This window comes from Leucobacter alluvii (assembly GCF_039530485.1).
Taxonomy (GTDB): Bacteria; Actinomycetota; Actinomycetes; order Actinomycetales; family Microbacteriaceae; genus Leucobacter; species Leucobacter alluvii.
In genome coordinates this window covers 378,502-397,168 of the sequence record NZ_BAAAOP010000012.1, presented here as the reverse complement: position 1 = coordinate 397,168, position 18,667 = coordinate 378,502, and the positions used below count along the sequence as shown (strand labels likewise).

11 protein-coding genes are annotated in these 18,667 nt (G+C 70.6%); 8 read left to right on the top strand and 3 right to left on the bottom strand.

What is annotated here, in order from left to right; genetic code table 11:
• The first annotated feature begins 10 nt into the window (after positions 1–10).
• The 8 genes from rplA (at position 11) to ABFX18_RS12995 (ending at position 14,617) form a co-directional block, all read left to right on the top strand.
• Entirely contained in the window at positions 11–700 is a 690-nt protein-coding gene (rplA, locus tag ABFX18_RS13030; RefSeq protein ID WP_090146657.1) for a 50S ribosomal protein L1, read from the top strand.
• A 187-nt stretch (positions 701–887) separates the two neighbouring features.
• Entirely contained in the window at positions 888–2,024 is a 1,137-nt protein-coding gene (locus tag ABFX18_RS13025; RefSeq protein ID WP_090146660.1) for a protein kinase domain-containing protein, read from the top strand.
• Positions 2,021–8,182: an Ig-like domain-containing protein gene (locus ABFX18_RS13020; protein ID WP_346058546.1), complete on the top strand. Its 6,162-nt coding sequence runs from the start codon at positions 2,021–2,023 to the stop codon at positions 8,180–8,182. Before ABFX18_RS13025 ends, ABFX18_RS13020 begins: the two co-directional genes overlap by 4 nt.
• A gap of 49 nt (positions 8,183–8,231) precedes the next feature.
• A complete protein-coding gene (locus ABFX18_RS13015) occupies positions 8,232–9,224 on the top strand; it encodes an AAA family ATPase (protein ID WP_090146664.1) in 993 nt (330 codons plus the stop codon).
• The gene (locus ABFX18_RS13010) at positions 9,221–10,588 is read left to right on the top strand and encodes a DUF58 domain-containing protein (RefSeq protein WP_090146666.1); all 1,368 of its coding nucleotides are present in this window, start codon (positions 9,221–9,223) and stop codon (positions 10,586–10,588) included. The genes ABFX18_RS13015 and ABFX18_RS13010 overlap by 4 nt, the downstream gene beginning before the upstream one ends.
• Entirely contained in the window at positions 10,585–13,158 is a 2,574-nt protein-coding gene (locus ABFX18_RS13005; RefSeq protein ID WP_346058545.1) for a transglutaminase domain-containing protein, read from the top strand. Before ABFX18_RS13010 ends, ABFX18_RS13005 begins: the two co-directional genes overlap by 4 nt.
• Entirely contained in the window at positions 13,158–13,979 is an 822-nt protein-coding gene (locus ABFX18_RS13000) for a PP2C family protein-serine/threonine phosphatase (RefSeq protein WP_200330108.1), read from the top strand. Before ABFX18_RS13005 ends, ABFX18_RS13000 begins: the two co-directional genes overlap by 1 nt.
• A complete protein-coding gene (locus ABFX18_RS12995; RefSeq protein WP_346058544.1) occupies positions 13,976–14,617 on the top strand; it encodes a hypothetical protein in 642 nt (213 codons plus the stop codon). Before ABFX18_RS13000 ends, ABFX18_RS12995 begins: the two co-directional genes overlap by 4 nt.
• 39 nt (positions 14,618–14,656) lie before the next feature.
• Here the strand turns inward: ABFX18_RS12995 and ABFX18_RS12990 are convergent, their stop codons facing one another.
• From ABFX18_RS12990 to eccD, 3 genes are read right to left on the bottom strand one after another with little or no spacing between them, the layout of a single operon-like run.
• Positions 14,657–15,949 (bottom strand): S8 family serine peptidase, encoded by a 1,293-nt coding sequence (locus tag ABFX18_RS12990; protein ID WP_211650076.1) that lies wholly within the window; start codon positions 15,947–15,949, stop codon positions 14,657–14,659.
• Positions 15,949–17,295, bottom strand: coding sequence for a type VII secretion protein EccB (gene eccB / locus ABFX18_RS12985; protein ID WP_346058543.1), 1,347 nt, complete (start codon positions 17,293–17,295; stop codon positions 15,949–15,951). The genes ABFX18_RS12990 and eccB overlap by 1 nt, the downstream gene beginning before the upstream one ends.
• Positions 17,296–17,298: 3 nt before the next feature.
• Positions 17,299–18,636, bottom strand: a complete 1,338-nt coding sequence (eccD, locus tag ABFX18_RS12980) for a type VII secretion integral membrane protein EccD (protein ID WP_346058542.1) — start codon at positions 18,634–18,636, stop codon at positions 17,299–17,301.
• Positions 18,637–18,667: the final 31 nt, after the last annotated feature.

Below are 18,667 nucleotides of genomic sequence, written 5' to 3'. Positions count from 1 at the left end.
GGCATCGGACATGGCACAGAAGTCGAAGGCGTACCGCGCCGCTGCCGAGAAGATTCAGGCAGACAAGTTCTACACTCCCGCTGAGGCAGTCGCCCTGGCGAAGGAGACCGGTTCCACCAAGACCGACACGACCGTCGAGGTCGCCGTCAAGCTCGGTGTGGATCCCCGCAAGGCGGACCAGATGGTTCGCGGCACCGTGAGCCTGCCCCACGGCACCGGCAAGACCGCGCGCGTCATCGTGTTCGCGGTGGGCGCTGCTGCTGAGGCGGCAATCGCTGCCGGCGCCGATGAGGTCGGCGGCGACGAGCTGATCGAGAAGGTGGCCGCAGGCTACACCGACTTCGATTCGGCTGTCTCGACCCCCGAGCTCATGGGCAAGGTCGGTCGTCTGGGTAAGGTGCTCGGCCCCCGCGGCCTCATGCCCAACCCGAAGACCGGCACCGTGACCCCGGACGCAGCCAAGGCTGTGACCGAGATCAAGGGCGGCAAGATCGAATTCCGCGTCGACAAGCACTCCAACGTGCACTTCATCGTCGGCAAGGCATCGTTCACGGCCGAGCAGCTCGCTGACAACATCAACTCGGTGCTCGACGAGATCTCGCGTCTGAAGCCGTCGTCCGCAAAGGGCAAGTACGTGCAGAAGGGCGCCGTTTCGACGACCTTCGGCCCGGGCATCCCGCTCGACGTCTCGGGTCTGTAAGCAGAACCGTTCACGTCAGCCCCCGGCCGCACAGCGGTCGGGGGCTGACGTGTCTCCGCCGCTGTGGATAAGGTCCTCCGTGCGCTTCGCCTCGATTAGGATATTCACGTGACACACTGCTCCCCAGCCGCTGCAGCGCACCGACGCGCGCCGATGCAGTGCAGGCCGATTGCCGCAGGGGCGGCTCGTGCCTGAGCGCGCCCCAGTCGGCGCGCCCTCGATCCCGGGGTTCAGCTATGTGCGTCCGCTGGGGTCGGGCGGCTTCGCGCAGGTGTTCCTGTACGAGCAGGACATGCCGCGCCGCCTCGTGGCGGTGAAGGTGCTGAACGGCGCTGCGAAGGGATCGGCAGCCGTCGAAGAACTGCGGGAGGTCTTCGAGAGCGAGGCCGACGTCATGGCACGCCTGAGCAGCCACCCTTCGGTGGTCTCGATCTACCAGGCGAGCATTTCGCTCGAGGGGCACCCGTATCTCGCCATGGAGTTCTGCCCCGCTTCGATGGGGGCGCTCACCAAAGGGCAGCCGGCGCGACTCCGCGACGTGCTGGACGCGGGTGTGCGCATCGCGGGGGCGCTCGAGACGGCGCATCGAGCCGGTGTGCTGCACCGCGACATCAAGCCCTCGAACGTGCTGCTCACGACGCTCGGCCGCCCGGCGCTCTCCGATTTCGGCATCGCCCAGGTACTGGGCAGGCGCGAACTCGACGGGGAGATGGCGATGTCGATCCCCTGGTCGGCCCCCGAGGTGGTCGGATTGCAGAGCACCGGCAGCGTCGCGACCGAGGTGTGGTCGCTCGGCGCGACCCTCTACTCGTTCGCCGCGGGCCGGTCGCCGTTCGAGCTCGCGGATCGCTCGCAGAACTCCCGTTCGAAGCTCACCGAGCGCATTTCGAAGGCGCTGTACCAGGCGATTCCCGGTGCGCAGGGTTACGAGCGCTTCGACGAACTCATCGCGAAGGCGCTGCGGAAGAACCCGCACGAGCGATACGCCTCGATGGCGGAGTTCGGTGAGGCACTGCAGCAGCTGCAGCGCACGTTCGGCTACGACGTGACGCCGCTCGAGATCGTCGCGGAGGCCTGGCTGCCGCGCGCCGAAGCGGTGCCGGCCGGCACTCGCGGCCCCGTCGTGAGCACCGTCGGCCGCGTGACGCGCGCCGAGGCGCGCGCTGAGATGCTCGCGCAGCGTCGAGGCACGGACGACGACGGGCTGATCCTCGATCGACCGGCATCACCCTGGCGCGCTGGACTCATCGGAGCCGGAGTGGCCCTCGCCGTCGTCGCCGGCGCCGGGAGTGTCATCTGGGCGATGAGCGGCGGTGCCGGGTGAGTGCGGCGCCGAGCGAGGGGCGCGAGAGATTTCGGCGGCTGCAGTGGTGGATCGCCGGCGTCGTCTCGTGCGCGCTCATCGCCACGGTTGCGGTGATCGCGAACGGGTACGACGCCCGTGAGACCCCTCGCGCAGAGCCCGGCGTGTGGGTGGCTCGCGAGGCCGGGCAGTATGCGCGCGTCAACACCGACACGGGTGAGATCGACGTCGTACGCAAAGTGGCCGACCCGAGCGGCGTGCTGCAGTCGGGGGCGAGTGCCGCCGTGCTGTCGCACGGCAATGGTCGCGCGTGGCCGCTCGACGCAGGAGACCCCGTAGACCTCGGGGACCGCGCCGGAGCAGGCCAGGATGCCGCGACCGATGATGCCGAAGCTGCCGGCGTTGACGATGACGGGGCGACTGCCTCTCGGGTCTCCGACAGCGAAGCCGCCGACGACGCGGCATCGGAGGGCGCGGCAGCGGCGGTGCGCCTGCCCGACGGCACGCGGGAAGTGGTGAGCGCCGGGCGGTTCGTCGCGGTGCGCACCGAATCCGGCGCCGTCTACGCCGGTGAGCTCATCGCCGACCCGTCGATGACCGCGATCGGCGGGCCGGGCGGCTCAGCCGCCGACCTCTCCGGTGATGACCGCGCACTCGCCGATCTCGAGTCCCGCTTGACGTCGCTCGAACGCGTTGATCCTCTCGTGAACGAGGGAGCAGACGATGCGGGCGGCGATGCGGAGGCGGACACCGACGCCGAGAGCGTCGACGGCGGCTCGTCGTACCGCGCCGCCGCGATCGCCGTGACCGACTCGGGCCGAATGGCGCTCTTCTCGAGCGACGAGGACGCCGTGCGGGAATACGAGGTCTCGCGTCGGGAGTTCGTCGGCGGTGCAGCCGAAGTGCCTGCTGCAGCCGGTGACGCCCCTGCACCCCAACTCGCCCTGGTGAGCGGGGACTGGGTGCTGCTCGACCCCGAGAACGGTGAACTGTGGCGCGAGGGCGCCCCGGCGGCGACCCTCGAGCTCGATGGCTCGGCGAGGTTGCAGGCCAGCGGTGGCGATGGCACCCGGGAGGGCCGCACGGTGCTGATCGCCGACACCAGCGGCCTCACCGCGGTGGACACCGAGGGGGCCGCGGAGCGCGTCGTCGAGACCACCGGTACGCCGGCGCAGCCCGTGTACATCGGGGAGACCGCCTATGCGGCGTGGATCGGGCAGAACTCGGGAGCGCTCTGGACCACCGACGAGGGGGAGAAGCCGCTCGTGCTCGACGATTCGGCACGGGAATCGGGCGACCTGCTGCCGGTGATCCGCTCGAACGGTGAACGCGGCGTGCTCAATGAGATGCGCACTGGCATGCTGTGGACGCTGCCAGGAGGCGAGCTGATCCCGCTTTCGCAGTGGACCATCTCAGATCCGCCGAAAGAGGATCGCGGCACGGTCGTCGTGGAAGACGTGACCGAGCAGGTGCCCCCGACCGCTGTGGACGACGCATTCGGAGTGCGCGCGGGGGAGCCGGCCCCGCTCCCCGTGCTGCTGAACGACTTCGATGCGAACAAGCGCGATGTGCTCACGATTGTGCCGGAATCGATCGGCGAGCAGGGTCTTCCCGAGTCGTTCGGTGCGTTGCAGCTCATGCCGGACGGGCAGTCGCTCACCGTGCAGCCCGCCGCCGACGCGAGCGGCAGTGCGACCTTCACCTATCGGGTGACTGACGGCGGGCTCGTGTCTGAGCCGGCGACCGTCACCCTCACCGTCGCAGACGAAGACGTCAACACGGCGCCCGCATGGTGCCCGGTGGAAGGCTGCCAGCGCGAATGGCGCGTGCCGTCGCTGGCCCCGGGCGGCACCCTCGTGTACCCCGTTCTGGAGGGCTGGGTCGACCCAGAAGGCGATGTCATGACGCTGGCTGCGGCCGAGGCTGCGCGGTCGGAGGATCCCGTGCGCGCGATCGTCACCGCCGACGGGCGTCTCGGCATTCGGCACACGGATCCGAATGCCGGCGCCTCCGACGTCGCCCTGCGCGTCACCGTGCGCGACGGCCGTGGTGAAGAAGCGCAGCGGGAGCTGACCCTCGCCGTCGACCCGAGTGCGACACCCGAGTTCACGGCGACGGCGACGACCATTCAGGTGGGCCGGACCGCGACCGTGCGACCGCTCGACCGGGTTGCCGGCGGGTCGGGTTCGTTCGCGCTGCTCGACGCCACCGACCCGAGTGGCACCGTCCAGGTCGCGCCGCAGCCGGCCAGCGGCGCGGTCGAGATCAAGGCGGCCGCAGCGGGTACCGCGGCCGTCACCGTGACCGTGCGCGACACCGTTACCGGCGGCGAGGTCACCGGGCAGCTGCGCGTCACCGCCACTCCCGCCGGACCACCACTCGCGCTGCCGGCACTGCGCGCGTTCGTGCGACCGCTCACCGACGCGACGGTGGAGATACTCGATGCGATCCCCGGTGCCGCCTCTCGGTCGCTCTCGGTGGCCGGCGCCGACATCGCCGACGGCGACCTGCAGGCCGACATCATCGATCATGCGCAGGTGCGCGTCGCGGGCAGCACCGCGGATGGCGGTGCCGGCCGGATCGGTTCCGTCGATGTCACCGTCGCCGAGGGAGAGGCGCGGGCGAAAGGCAAGCTCACGGTGTTCCAGGTTCCGGACACGGGCGCCACCGGTGCGATCGCGGTGGCAGACTCTGCTACCGTCCGCGCCGGTTCGGTCGTCGACATCCGTGTGCTCGACAACGACGTGGCGGCCCCCGGAGAGCGCCTGCTGCTCGACCCCGAGATCGTCGGGTCTGGAACGAAGGGGGAGCTCGCATTCGCTTCGGGCAACGTGCTGCGATATCTCGCACCGAAGCAGCCGGGCACCTATCGACTGAGCTACACCGCGTACGGGGCGAGCGATCCGGCTGCAGGAGACGTGGGCTCTGTGATCGTGACAGTGTTGCCCGACGGCTCGAACCGCGATCCCGAGCCCGCCGCGGTGAAGGCGCGCGTCAGCCCTGGCTCGACGACGCAGGTGCGCGTGCCGCTCTCCGGGGTCGACCCGGACGCAGACCGAGTGCGTCTCGTCGCGGTCGACACCGACGCCGAGGCCGCCGTATCGGCGACCGTCAACTCGGCGGGCAACGGATTCGACATCGCGGCGCTCGCGAGTGCGACCGCGGGCTCCGCGCAGCTCTCGTACACCGTCCGTGATGCGCAGGGAGGATCTGGCACCGGCGTGCTCACGGTGATCATCGTGCCGTCCGCGGAATCCAGCGCGATCGTCGCGTCGACCGACTACCTCCGTCTGACACCGAAGAGCGACCCAGCGGTGGTGCGACCGCTCGACAATGACATCGATCCGTCCGGCGGCAAGCTCACGATCGAGTCGGTCGTGCCCAATGTCGCAGGCGGCGCGAACAGCAGCGAAGCGAAGCAGCTGGCCAAACGACTCGACCTCTCGAAGCTCTCGGAGGGGCGCGTATCCGTGCAGCCCGGCGACGATCTGGGCGCCGTCTCCTACCGGTACACGATTCGCTCGGAGACCACGAAGAGCACCGCCGACGGTCTCATCGTCGTGCACACGTCCGAACGCGTGGGAGCGCAGGCGCCGACCATCAGCGACACGGTGCTGAACGTGCGCGATCGCGCGGAGCTCGCGGCCGGCGGCGTCGACGTCATCACCGACAAGGTGCGCTGGGCGACCGGCGACGTGTCCACCCTGCGGATGTCGCTGTGGGCTGGCTCTGGTGAGGGCTACCGGGTCTCGGGTTCGAAGATCTCGGGCGAGTACCGGGCGAGCGGTGACACGGTGGTCTTCAAACTGTCGGGTACCGACGCGACCGGCCAGGACGTCGCATCGTACGGGCTCCTCATCATGCCTCCGCTCGACGAGCTGCGGCTCACGCTCAAGCCCGATCTGCAGCCCATCAAAGTCGATGAGAACGAGCAACGGGAGGCCGCCGTCGGCGACCTCGTCGACATCGGATCCGGCGATCGCGTCGAGCTGCGCCGCGAGCCGTTCGCTGTGGGGCGTGCGCAGGCCACCTGCGAGGCGGTATCGAGCGACCGCCTGCGATACTCGGCCGGTCGCGAAGCTCCGTGGAATGACACGTGTCTCATGCAGGCGCGACTCGTCGGACAGAAAGCGTGGACGACGCTGCCCGTACCCGTCGTCGTCGTGCCCGACGAACCGTCGGTGCAGGCAGCGCCGCTGACGCGCACCATCGACCCCGGCGCGAATGCGAAGATCGAACTGGCCGACATGATCACGTGGCAGGGCGGCCGCGAAGGCGACGTGTCGAAGCTGAAATTCGACGTGTCGGGCGGCAGCTCCTTGTTCACGGTGTCGCAGAGCGGGGCATCGCTCGCGGTCGAGGCCCGTGCCGACGCGGTCCCCGGGAGTCAGGAGTCGCTCTCGGTGTCGGTGAGCGGCGCCGGAGAATCGCGCGCCCCGTTGACGCTGCGCGTCGGTCAGGCGCCGCGCGATCTGCCGAGGGGCGCGACCGTCGCGCTGCAGTGCACCGTCGGGAGCGACTGCCGCGCCGAGCTCGTCGGCGTCTCCGGGGAGCACGACCCCTTCGCGGGCAAGAGCGGCGGCGGGCTCAAACTGGCCGCAGTGAGCGGTGCCGGGTGCTCGTACGGCAGTTTCACGCGCGTCGGCGACTCCGGCGTCTCGGTGTCGTGGCCGGGAGGCCCCGAGATCGGCGGCACGTGCCGCGTCGGCTTCACCGTGGTGGACGCCCAGGGGCGCACCGGCGAAGGCGTCATCGAGTTCGACGCGCAGGGGATCCCGAGCCGGCCCAGCATCCAGCAGACCGGATACACGGCCGATAGCGCCAGCTTCACGGTGACGCTCGGCGGCAGGGCGGCGCACCCCGACGTGTCGGGCGTCACCCTCTCGGGCGGTGGCTCGACGAGCTGCAACGCGGTCGGCGGCTCCTCGTTCCAGTGCGTCGCCACCGGGCTCGCCAACGGCGAGAAGCACGAGTTCACCGCCGTCGCAGTGAACGGCGTCGGCTCGTCCGCAGCATCCACCTCGGTGACCGCGTGGGCGTACGCAGCCCCTGCCGCCCCGAAGGTCACGGTCGAGTCGATCAAGAACCCGGGGAACCAGGATCAGTCGACCGGTGGAGTGCGACTCTCGGTTTCGGGCTCGAACGACACCAGGCAGTTCGCCGTTTCATACCGGGGCGTCGACGGCGGCACGATCGACGGCTCGCAGGGGAGCCGGGACTACCCCGGGCTCTCGGTCGGGCCGATCTCGTTCACGGTCACCCCGACGACCAAGTTCGACGTTCCCGAGATCGGCGGCGGATCGAACACGGGCGCCGCGGCGCAGGGCGACGGGTTCGTCATCGGTGCTCCGCGCTTGAACAGCGCCACTCTCACGAGCACCGGCGACACGTCCGCCGCCGTCGGCGTCGACGCGGCCGGTGCGCACACCGGAGAAGCCGTCACCACGAAATATGCGATCGCGCGGGCGTCGCAGAGCATCGGCAGCTGCACGGACGGCGGCCAGAACTCCCCGAACTTCACGGGATTGCAGAAGTATCGCTGGTACCACGCGAGAGTGTGCATGCAGAGCGAATACGGAGTGAGCGTCGCGGAGACAGGCCGAACGATCATCGGTCGCGAATTGGACGCCCCCACGGTGCGATTCACCATCGCTCAGGACCCGGTGGTGAGCGGTACGACGGCGACGTACGATTTCGTGAAGAACGGAGATGAGATCGCGCTCGAGATCACGAAAGCTGATGGAGCCGAACTGCGCTTCAGCAACACGGGTGATGCGAGGTTCGTCTTCGAACCCGGGATGACCGTGATGCAGTGCGCCGGTGACCCGAACGACGGCGGCAGCTGCTCGTCGAGCTCCGCAGTTCAGTGGCGGAATGCGCCGAACCCGATCACTGTTCAGCTCAAGCCGGACCCGGGCGTCTGCTACGACGCGTCGAATCCGCCGAACGAATCAGAGCTGCGCGAGATGTTCACCTTCACCGGTGCAGACCAGCAGTACGCCCGGCCGCAGGCGGGCACCGCGACGGGCACGAATATGCCTGTCGCAATCTCCTGGGGCGGCTGGAGCAATCCTTACCAGCTCAACGCAGCGACCATCAACGTCCCAATATGCGCAGCGCCAACACCGCCGGACCCGGGCGGCGATCCCGACCCGGAGACTCCGCCGCAGACCCCGTAGTTCTCGTCCGCACGCACCACGTTTCGACCCGCCCCGCCGAAGGAGCCGCATGACCTCCCAGCCGCAGACCTCAACCCACGCCATCACGCCCGATCAGGCGCAGTGGGTCGCGCAGCTGTTCGCCACCACGGCCGACGCGATGGAACAGGCGATTCATGGCAAGCGCCGGGTGGTCGAGCTCGTGATCGCCTGCGCGCTCGCCGGCGGCCATGTGCTGCTCGAAGACGTGCCCGGGACGGGAAAGACGGCGCTCGCACGAGCGCTCGGTCAAGTGATCCAGGGCACCACCTCACGGGTGCAGTTCACCCCCGACCTGCTGCCCGGCGACATCACCGGCATCACCGTATTCGACCAGCGCGTGGGCGCCTTCGAGTTCCATCCCGGTCCTATCTTCGCGAACGTCGTGCTCGCGGACGAGATCAACCGGGCGAGCCCGAAGACGCAGTCGGCGCTGCTCGAGGTGATGGAGGAGGGGCGCGTCACCGTCGACGGCACCAGTCACGACGTCGGCAGTCCCTTCCTGGTGATCGCCACGCAGAACCCGGTCGAGCAGGCCGGCACGTATCGGCTGCCGGAGGCGCAGCTCGACCGCTTCATGGTGAAGACCTCGATCGGCTACCCCGATCAGGCCGCGATGACGCGCATCCTGCAGGGTGATCGCCTGCAGCAGCACCCGCTTGCGCCGGTGGTGAGCACTGGTATGGTCACCCAGGCGCAGGAACTCATCAGTCGCGTGCACGTCAGCCCGCTCGTCGCCGACTACGCGGTGCGTCTGGTCGAGGCGACGCGGCGAGCGAGCGAGGTACGTCTCGGCGCGAGCGTGCGCGGAGCGCTGGCGCTCGTGCGCCTCGCCTCCGCGTGGGCGGCGGCGAGTGGGCGGCACTACGTCACGCCCGATGACGTGCGCGATCTCGCGATGCCGGTGCTGACCCATCGCCTCGTGCTCGAGCCGGAGGCCGAATTCGACGGGGTCACCGCGGCCCAGATTCTCGGTCAGATCATGCTCGATATCGCAGCGCCCCAGGAGAACGGCACCGCGTGAGCCTCGACACCTCGCGCGCCCCGGTTTCGAACACCGGAACGGGAACGCGTGGCGGCACCGCCACGCGGTTCGGCGACACCGTGCAGGGCACCGGCCGCGGTGTCACGCGTCGGCGTCGCGCGGCCCGACGCTGGTGGCGTCGCAATCGCCGTCGTCTTCGCCGTCAGTGGCGCCGCGTGCGTGAGACGGTGACGCCGACGGGCTATTTCGTGCTCGGGGTCGCGGTGCTCTCGGCGGTGCTCGGCGCGACGCTCGGCTGGGTCGAGGCCTGGTTCGTCGCGATCGGTTTCGGCGTGCTGCTGCTGGTCGGCCTGCCGTTTCTCCTCGGTTCGCGGGCCTACCTGATCCGCATCACCGTCGATCGGCTGAGAGTGGTCGTGGGCGGCGAGGTCGCGCTTCGCGTGGAGGTCGAGAACGCCGGTGCGCGCCCTGCGCTGCCGGCCACGGCTGAACTGCCCGTCGGAGAAGCGCTCCGCGAGATTCCGATCCCATTCATCGGGCCGCACGCCACCGCAGCGGTGCCGGTGGGAATCCCTGCGGTCTCCCGCGGCGTCATCGAAGTCGGTCCGCTGACCCTGGCGCGCCGTGATCCGCTCGGGCTCGTGCGCCGTGAAATCACTTGGCGCGACCGCCATCTCGTCCACGTGCACCCGCGCACGGCTCGACTGCCGCAGGGGTCGGCGGGGCTCGTGCGGGATCTCGACGGTGCGGCCAGTCGTCGTCTCACCGATTCCGACCTCTCGTTCCATGCCGTGCGCGAGTACGTGCGCGGCGACGCGATGCGACACGTCCACTGGAAGTCGACGGCGAAGACCGGAACGCTCATGGTGCGCCAGTACGAGGAGTCGCAGACGGCGCGCGCAGCCATTCTCTTCGACGCGTCGCGCGAGGAGTACGCCAGTGATGAGGAGTTCGAACTCGGCGTGAGCATCGCAGCGTCCCTCGGGCTGCAGGCCGTGCGCGAGGGGCGGGAGCGCTTCATCGCATCGCAGTGGGCCCCGGGACGTGTCCGTCCGAGCATCGACGGTCTCGAAGAACTGCCGTCGAGCACTCCGGCGCAGCTGCTCGACGCGTGGGCCGAGCTCGAACCCGCCGTCGACGCTCTCCCGATCGAACGGCTCACACGGAGCCTCGCAGAGTCGCGGCGCCCGCTCTCCATCGTCGCGGTCGTCACGGGTTCGGTGCCGGATCCGGCGCGCCTGCGCCGCGCCGCCGCAGCGTTCACCGAGGACGTGCGCGTGCTCGTGGTGCGGGCGGAGGTGCTCGCCGATCCTGCTGCACGATTAATCGACAACTGCACCATGTTCACGGTCGGTGCGATCGGCGATCTCCCGCAGCTGATGGTGCGAGGGGGTCTGTCGTGAGCGACATCCCATCCGAAGCAGGGCCGCGTCGTGCCGCTCGCGGGGCCGCCTCCGCGCGCCTCCGCTCCCCGAAGCCGAAGCGCGAGCCGCGCGCTCGCCGCCCGGCTCGGGGTCGCCGCACGCGCACGAGCCCTGCCCTCGTGGCGGGTGCGGCGGTGCTCAGCGCCGTCGCCGTCATCGCAGGCGCACTCTCGGTCATGCCGATCTATCGCACTCCGTGGGTGTGGCTCGTCGGCGGTGTGGCTTGGGCATCGGCCTTCGGCATCGTCTGGCTCGGTCGCCGCCTGCGATGGGGAGTCGGCACCGTCGCAGCCCTCATCGGCGCCTTCGTCGTCGGAGTGGTACCGCTCGCCGTTCCGAGCGCACTCGGCACCGGCCCGCTGGGACTCCTCAGCGGACTCGTCGATGGTCTGGCGACCGTGACGCTCGGGTGGAAGCAACTGCTCACCCTCACGCTCCCCGTCGGCATCTATCAGGCCGTGATGGTGCCGTGGTTGCTCGTCGCCATGGGAGCGACGGCGATGAGCGCGGCTCTGGCACTGCGCGGGGGCCGTCTTGCGCCGCTCGCTGCCATCCCGACGCTCCTCCCCGTCGCCTTCGGGGTCACCTTCGGCTCGTCGCAGGTGAGCGCGCCCATCGAACTCGGCGCGTTCACCGTCACGGCTCCTCGAGAGCTCGCGCTCTGGGCGGTCGTCTGCGTCGCCGGGGCGATCTGGGTGGCGTGGTCTTCGGGGATGGGTCGCCGGCGCGCCCTCCGTCTCGGTCGTTCCGCGCAGCCGGCCGAGGGTGCGGGCGGGGTTCGCCGCAACGCGGCGGTGCGCGCGATCAGCGGAGTGCTCACCGCGCTGGTCGCTCTCGGGATCGGCGCCGCCGTCGCGCCGCTCGCGAACGCCGACCGAAACGTACCGCGAGACCGCGTCGATCCCCAGCTCGTGGTGCGCGAGCAGACCAGCCCACTCGCAGGGTATCGCGCCGCGAAACGCGACGAAGCCTTCGCTGCGCCCATGTTCTCGGTGCGAACCGAAGGCGCAGCTCCCGCGAGGCTGCGCATGGCGGTACTCGACGGGTACGACGGCGTCGACTTCTTCGTCGACGCCGGCCTCGACGGGCGCTTCACTCGCTTCCCCAGCGGCGAACCGGTCGACGACCCCGTGACGGTCTCGGTCGAGATCGCAGAGGGATACGACGGCATCTGGTTGCCGGTCGCCCCGCCACTGGCGGCGCCGCTCACGTTCGACGGGCCGCGATCCGGCGCTCTGGGAGACGCCTTCTACGTCAACCGCGCGAGTTGGGCAGCGATCGCCGTTCCTGGCGGTCGCGGCGTGCGCGCCGGCGACGGCTACACCGGCGAGATGAGCGCTGCCGCAGATCGCGAGCCGAGCGGCGACCCCGTGCAGGACGCGCCGTTGATCGATCTCGAACGCACCCCGCAACTCGCGCAGTGGCTCGACGCGCAACAGCTGCCGACGACGATGGACGGACTGCTCGAGGCGATCCAGCGTCTGCGCGACCGCGGCTACTTGAGTCACTCGCTCACCGATGGAGCGGGCGAACGCGAATGGCTCGAGACCGCCGCGACGGAGTACGGCACCAAGTTCGTTCCGAGTGCGGGCGGCCATTCGATCGCGCGCCTCGAATCGCTCTTCCTGCAGCTCAACGAGCAGCAGCGCGCCGCCGGTGAGGGTGCCGACGAACGGGCTCTCGTGGCGGGCATCGGCGACGACGAGCAGTTCGCCGCCGCCGCCGGCCTCATCGCTCGGGCGATGGGCTTCGAATCACGGGTGGTGCTCGGCGTCCGCCTCGGCGATGACGACGACGCCGGCGTGCCAGGCGTGCCCGCCTGCGCGGAGGTGTGCACCGGGGAGCACCTCGCGGCGTGGGTCGAAGTGCGGGGCGACGGCGGAGCATGGGCGCCGGTCGATGCCAGCCCGCAGGTCGAGACGCCGCCGAGCACGCTCGAACGCGGCGAGCAACTGCCGGAGTTCCCGTCCGTTCCGGAGGAGCGCGATGCGAGTCAGGCTGATCCGCCCTCTGGCACGAGCGGTGACGCGAACGAGCCGGCGGACTCGACCGACCGGAACGCGTTCGCCGCGCTCTGGCCCGTGCTGCGCGCGGTCGGCTTGTCGCTGCTCGCGCTCGTGCTGCTCGCCCTGCCACTGCTCTTCCTGCCCGTCGCGAAGCGGCTGCGCCGCAAGCGTCGCCGGGCCGCAGCCTCGCCGGAAGAGCGGGCGCTCGGCGCCTGGGACGCGTTGATCGACGGACTCGCCGACATGGGCCGCGTCGCCGCAGAGCCCGGCAGCCGCCGGGACGTGATGGAGCAGCTGGGCGTGCCATCGGGCTCGTGGCTCGCGTGGACCGTCGACCGGGCGGTGTATTCTCACGAGGGAATCGAGGGAAGCGACGCCGACCAGCTGTGGACGTTGGTCGATGAAGAACTGGCGGCACGACGAGCGGAACTCGGGATGTGGAAGCGCCTGCGCGCCGAATACTCGCTGCGCTCGCTGCTGCCATCAGCACGTACACGACGCGTCGCGCGCCCGCTGCGACGCGCGAACGCAGGAGGACGATAATGCGAATCGGAAATGCGCCAGAGGTGACCGCTGCCGTTCGCACCGACCCCGGCATGCTGCGGGCCGTGAATGAGGATTCGGCGCTCCTGGAGTTCCCGAGCTACCTCGTCGCGGACGGAATGGGCGGGCACGAGGCCGGAGACCAGGCGAGCCGCGCGGCCGTCGACGCGTTCGCGTCAGTGATCCGCCCCGGCGAGCTGTCGACCGTGCGCGATGTCGGCCTCGCGCTCGAGGCCGCCCGCGAAGCGGTCAGCAGCATCGCCGCTGACCGGGAGCGGGGTGCGGGGTGCACGCTCACCGGGGCGGTACTCGTGCGCCACGAAGGCCGCGCCTGCTGGCTCGTGCTCAATGTCGGCGATTCTCGGGTGTACCTGCACCGCGGCGCCGAGCTGCACCAGGTGACGATCGATCATTCTCTGCGCGACGAGATGATCGCCGGCGGGGCGAGACTCGACGCTCTGCCCGGTCGGAACGTCATCACGCGGGCCCTGGGGTCAGCCGACACCACTGCCGACAGCTGGTTGCTGCCGGTCGAAGACGGATCGCGGCTGCTGATCTGCTCGGACGGGCTCACCACTGAGGTCGACGATCAGCAGCTGCGCGCCGCCCTCACGATGGGCGGGCAGCCCGAGGCCGTGGTCGAGGAGCTCGTGCAACGCGCGAACGAGGCAGGCGGGCGCGACAACATCACGGTGCTCGTCGTCGATGTGCTCTCGGGCGGTTCGGCGTGGCACGTGACCTCCGATCCGGGATCGGAGGTCGACACCGAGAGCGAGGACGATCGCACGCTCACTGCGACCGTGCCGAGGCGCGCGCAGTGAACGAGTCGCGGGAGCCGAGCGACGAGACGGTGGTCACCCCTCGGCAGGTTCCGTCCAAGGCGCCTGACGAGACCATCGTGACGCCCCGTCGCGCCCGGCGGGAGGCGACGGACGAGACAGTTGCCGTGTCGGGCGCGTCGCAGTCCGAGCGTCACGACGAGACCATCGTGACGCCGCGGGCGTCGCAGGCAGCATCGGCGGCGCCCGCGACCCCCGCAGCACCCCGCGCCCTATCGCGAAACCCGGCGCCGCCCGTCGACGAACCGGCTCCCCTCGAACTCCCGCCCGAACTCGCAGCCCGCATGTTCAAATCGCCGCTCGACGCCAGGTACCGTGTGCCGGAGGCGCCGAGCCCGGCACCTGACCATGCGCTGCCCCGCCGAGGGGTCAGCCCCGCGCTGCCGGTGATGACCTCGCAGCGTTCCGGCCGCCGCTCCGCTTCGGGCACCGACACTGACGCGAATTTCGGCCCGCCGCCGGAATCCCGCCCGGCGCCGCCCCCGGCGGATCGCACGGGCGTGCGATCGACCGCCCGCGCGAACCGGCGTTTCGGCATCGGAGCGGTCGTGGGGTTCGGGAGCAGCCTGATCGTGGCGGTCGGCGGGCTCTGGTTGGTCGCCGTACTCGCCTTCGGCTGACCCTCCGATCCGGACCGCCGGGGCAACGGCGAGGGTCTCTCAGCGAGACGCGGAGTCGTTGCGCGGGCGGCGGCGCAGGATCGCTCCGAGGCCGAAGAGGGACACGAGCCCGGCGGCGACGACGGCGATCGCAGTGATGAACGCCGCGTTCCCCGGCTCCGCCGGCTCGGGGGCGACGCGCGTACTGCTCGACGAGAAGGCCGCATCACTCGTGTCGGCGAACGGGCTCGTGGGTCCGCGCGTGGTGGAATCCGGGCGCAGGTCGAGTGCGGCAGCGGGGCGGATCACGCCCCACCCCACTTGGTCGTCGCGGGCGTCCGGGTTCGACCGCGCGGCGGTCGCCATGAGTCGATACGCCCATCCCTCGGGGCCTTCATCGGGGTACTCCTCCGCGAGCAGCGCGGCCGCGCCCGCCGCGTACGCGGTCGCGAAGCTCGAAGACGGGGCGTCCGGCGCGTAGCGGCAGTCGCCGCCGCCGGTCGATGTGGTGAGCACGTCCTGCCCGGGAGCGGCCACTTCGATGTGCTGGCCGTGAATCGAATCCGAGGTCGGCAGACCGTTCGCGTCGACCGCGGTGACGGAGAGCGCCCCGGGGTACGCCGCCGGGAAGCGCGGGGAGTCTTCGGTGTTCTCGGTCGTGCTCCGGTTGCCTCCGCTGGCGACGACGAGGGAGCCGCTGGCCGCGGCGTTCGCGGTCGCATCGCGAAGCGCAGGGGTGTCGACGTCATCGCTCAGCGCGACGACGATGACCTGCGCGCCGAGGTCGGTGGCGCTGCGTATCGCCTCGGCCAGACGCTCGGCGTCGGGCCCGAACCCTGCCCGTTCGCTCTCCTCGTCGGTGCCGCGGAAGATGCGCAGCGACACGATCCTCGCATCCGGCGCGAGGCCGACCGCGCCGGAGGTGTCGGCGGGGCGGGCGGCGATGACGCCGGCGAGCGCAGTGCCGTGGCCCTGAGGGTCGCCGAGACCGTCCGGCCGCTCCCCGTCGCTGATGAGCGACGTGCTTCCCGGCGCGAATGCATCGGCGAGCTGCGGCCGTGACACGTCGACGCCGGAGTCGATGACGGCGACGGTGACGCCCGCCCCGGTCGGCGCGGCCGCCCCGGTGTCCGCGGTGCCCTGGGGAGCCCAGCCCATCGCGGCGAACGCGCTCGGTGGACCGGGCAGACGCGCCATCACACCGACGCCGCACTCCTCAGCAGCGGATGCCCGGACCGGCGCGACGACGTCGGGGGCGGCCATCAGCAGACCGGAGGCGATGGCGGATGCCAGCGCGAGAGCGCCGACGCGTCGGAGCCCCCCGCGATCCGGAACCGCGCGGCGTCGGCTCATCACTGCGCCTCCGGTGTCGCCCCTGCGGCTTCCGGTGTGAGCGCGGGCCCGGCGGGCAGGAGGAGGATCCAGGGCGCCGGCACGGTGGTGATGTCGCTCGCCGTGTAGCCGAGTCGTGCCGCGCCCGAGGCGGGGTCGCCCGGAACCGCGTAGGCGGTGCCGCCGCCGTCGACGAGGGTGAGCGTGCCCGCCGCTCCGCCCCGCACGAGAGCGCCGCCGTCCTCCGAGACGGTGACGCGCGTGTTGCCGGTCTCGGTCACCGCTTCGTCATCCACGCCATCGCGGTCGTCGATCGCCGATCCGCCCTCCGCGAGTGCTGTGCGCTGCTCGTTCGCATCACCCACGAGCGTTGCGCAGGGTGCCGTGGTACCGGTCAGCGGGGTGAGCGTCTGCTGCGGCCAGTCATCGGCGCCAGCCGCATCGGCCGAGGGCAGGACCCCGATCTCCGCCGGACTGATCTCGACCTCGTCGCCGAGCGCACCCGCGCCGCCGCCGAGCAGGTAGAGGCGGTAGGCGAGGTCGCTCAGCCGCGAGAGCGATCCATCGGCCGTGAGCAGGTAGCGTTCGGAGTCACCGCCGCCCGTGGGGCGGATCACCGATCCAGCTGGCAGGTCGACGCCCTCGATGGTGCCGCGTCCGTCGAAGGTCAGCGGCTGCAGATCGGAGCCGCGCGTGAAGAGTGCGAGCCATTCGCCGCGCACCTCGACGGTTGCGGCGGCGTCGAGACCGATCGCTCGGAGCACGGCCGTGCGATCCTGCTCGGGCACCAGGTAGCTCGTTCCGCCCGAGACGACGTAGGTCTCGCCGTCGCGCTCGACCACGATGCCGCTGCCGTCGGCCGCCGCTCGCATCTGCTCGTCGCCCACGTGCACGGATGTGGCGCCGGGAGTGGCGCAGGCCGCCCATCCGGCGCCGTCGAGATGACTCGTCTCCGGCAGCGTGTCGGGGGCGCCGAGAATACCGACCGTACCGCCGATCGGTATCCCTTCGAGTGCGCCCTGCTTCACCGTGACCACACTGAATTCGCCCTCGGGAATCGCCATGCGGGCGCTCACGGTGTTGATGACGGGGTGGAGCTCTCCCGCGACGCTGATGTACCGGGCGCCCGTGTCGCTCGCGACGATCAGACGATTGTTCTCCCAGCCGCTCGGCAGCTTGGGCTGCATGAGCCCGATGAAGACTCCGGCCAGAATCACCATCGCGGTCAAGGCGATACCGGCGAATACCGCTCGCAGCGGCTTCGCCGGTTCCAGCTCCTTGCCACCGGGAGCACCGCCGATGAAGGCGGACAGGAGCCTGGCCTTGCTGAAGTTCTGCGCCTCGAGCAGGTCCTTTTTCGTCGCCACGGGTTACGCGAGCCCTGCGGTGATCGCACCGAGCGGGAGCAGCAGCGCCAGCAGGACGACCTCGATCGTGTCTCCCAGCGTCGTGATGCGCATGCGCGCGCGTTCGCTCAGCAGTGTGAGGCCGGAGACCAGCCCGGTGGCGATCAGCAGGCCAGCGAGCAGCATGGGGGCCTGCTCTCGATGCGAGAGGATCGCGGCCACACCGGTCACCGCGAGGATCGCGGTGCCGCCCGCGAGCAGCACGATGACGGAGGCGCGACGCGCCGACTGCCGGGACTGGAACATCAGGACGGCGCCGCAGATGAGGGTGAGCACCGTCCCGATCCAGCTGGAGCTCGCCACGACAGGGGTGGCCAGGAGCACGGCGATCGCGAACGCGATGCGCAGGGCGACGAGCAGTCGGTGCCCGGCGTCGACTCGGGCGGCGACGCGTTCGGGGTCGACCGGGGGCGGTGGATCGAACATCTCGTTCTCGGTCATCGGCGAGATGACACGAATGCGGGTGCTGCTGAGCGTGAGCCAGGGGAGCGCCCCGGCGAGGAGCCCGGCACAGGCGACCATGATCGCGTACGGGCCAGACGGGTCGACGCCCGTGATGCCGACGATGCCGGCCGGTACGACGAGCGCGAGACCGAGCGCCACGGGGAGGAGCAGCATCTCAGCGGGTTTCGTCGCGAGCAGGAGCGCAGCACCGCCGCCCGCCATCAGCCCGAGCCCGGCTGCCGCGAGTGCGAATCCCCACAGGGGCTGGTTCTGCGCGATGAGATATCCGGTGAGACCGGCGAACGTCGCCGCAGCGAGGCCGAACCCGAGTCCGGCCTCGTGCTGACGGATGCGGCACAGCGTGGCGGTCAGGGCGAGCAACACGAGGGTGCCGACCCCGGCGATGATGGCCGGCAGGTACGACGTGGAGGGTTGCAGGGCGAGGAGGATCGCGCTGAGCGCAACGAGCGTCAGGCTGACGGCGGTGGCCGTGCGAGCGGCATCCTCCGGCCGCCAGGCCGTGTGATGGGCGCTGGTCGCATCGATCACGGCTTCGACGACATCGTCGTACCGGCGGGGGACCGCCACCAGCTGGCCCCGCGTGAGCGTGAGTATCTCGCCTTGGTCGACGCCCTGCGCGATCGCGCCGCGCGTGGGATCGAGCTCCGAGCCGTCGGCGCGTGTGAGACGGTAGCCGCCGTGCAGCAGCGTGGCGTCGAGTACCCCGAGACCGCGTGCGACGCCGGGCAGCACCTCCAGGAGGGGCAGGCGACCGGGTATCGCGAGGTCGACTCGGCGCTCAGCATGCACGACCGATAGCCGCACTACGGCGCTCGTGTCGGTCGCTTCTGCGCTCACGTACTGCCTCCCCATCCGAATGATCGGGCTT

Coding starts and splice junctions, on each gene's coding strand:
- rplA (WP_090146657.1), top strand. CDS start 11: ATGGCACAGAAGTCGAAGGCGTACCGCGCCGCTGCCGAGAAGATTCAG.
- ABFX18_RS12990 (WP_211650076.1), bottom strand. CDS start 15,949: ATGAGCCGACGCCGCGCGGTTCCGGATCGCGGGGGGCTCCGACGCGTC.
- ABFX18_RS13015 (WP_090146664.1), top strand. CDS start 8,232: ATGACCTCCCAGCCGCAGACCTCAACCCACGCCATCACGCCCGATCAG.
- ABFX18_RS13000 (WP_200330108.1), top strand. CDS start 13,158: ATGCGAATCGGAAATGCGCCAGAGGTGACCGCTGCCGTTCGCACCGAC.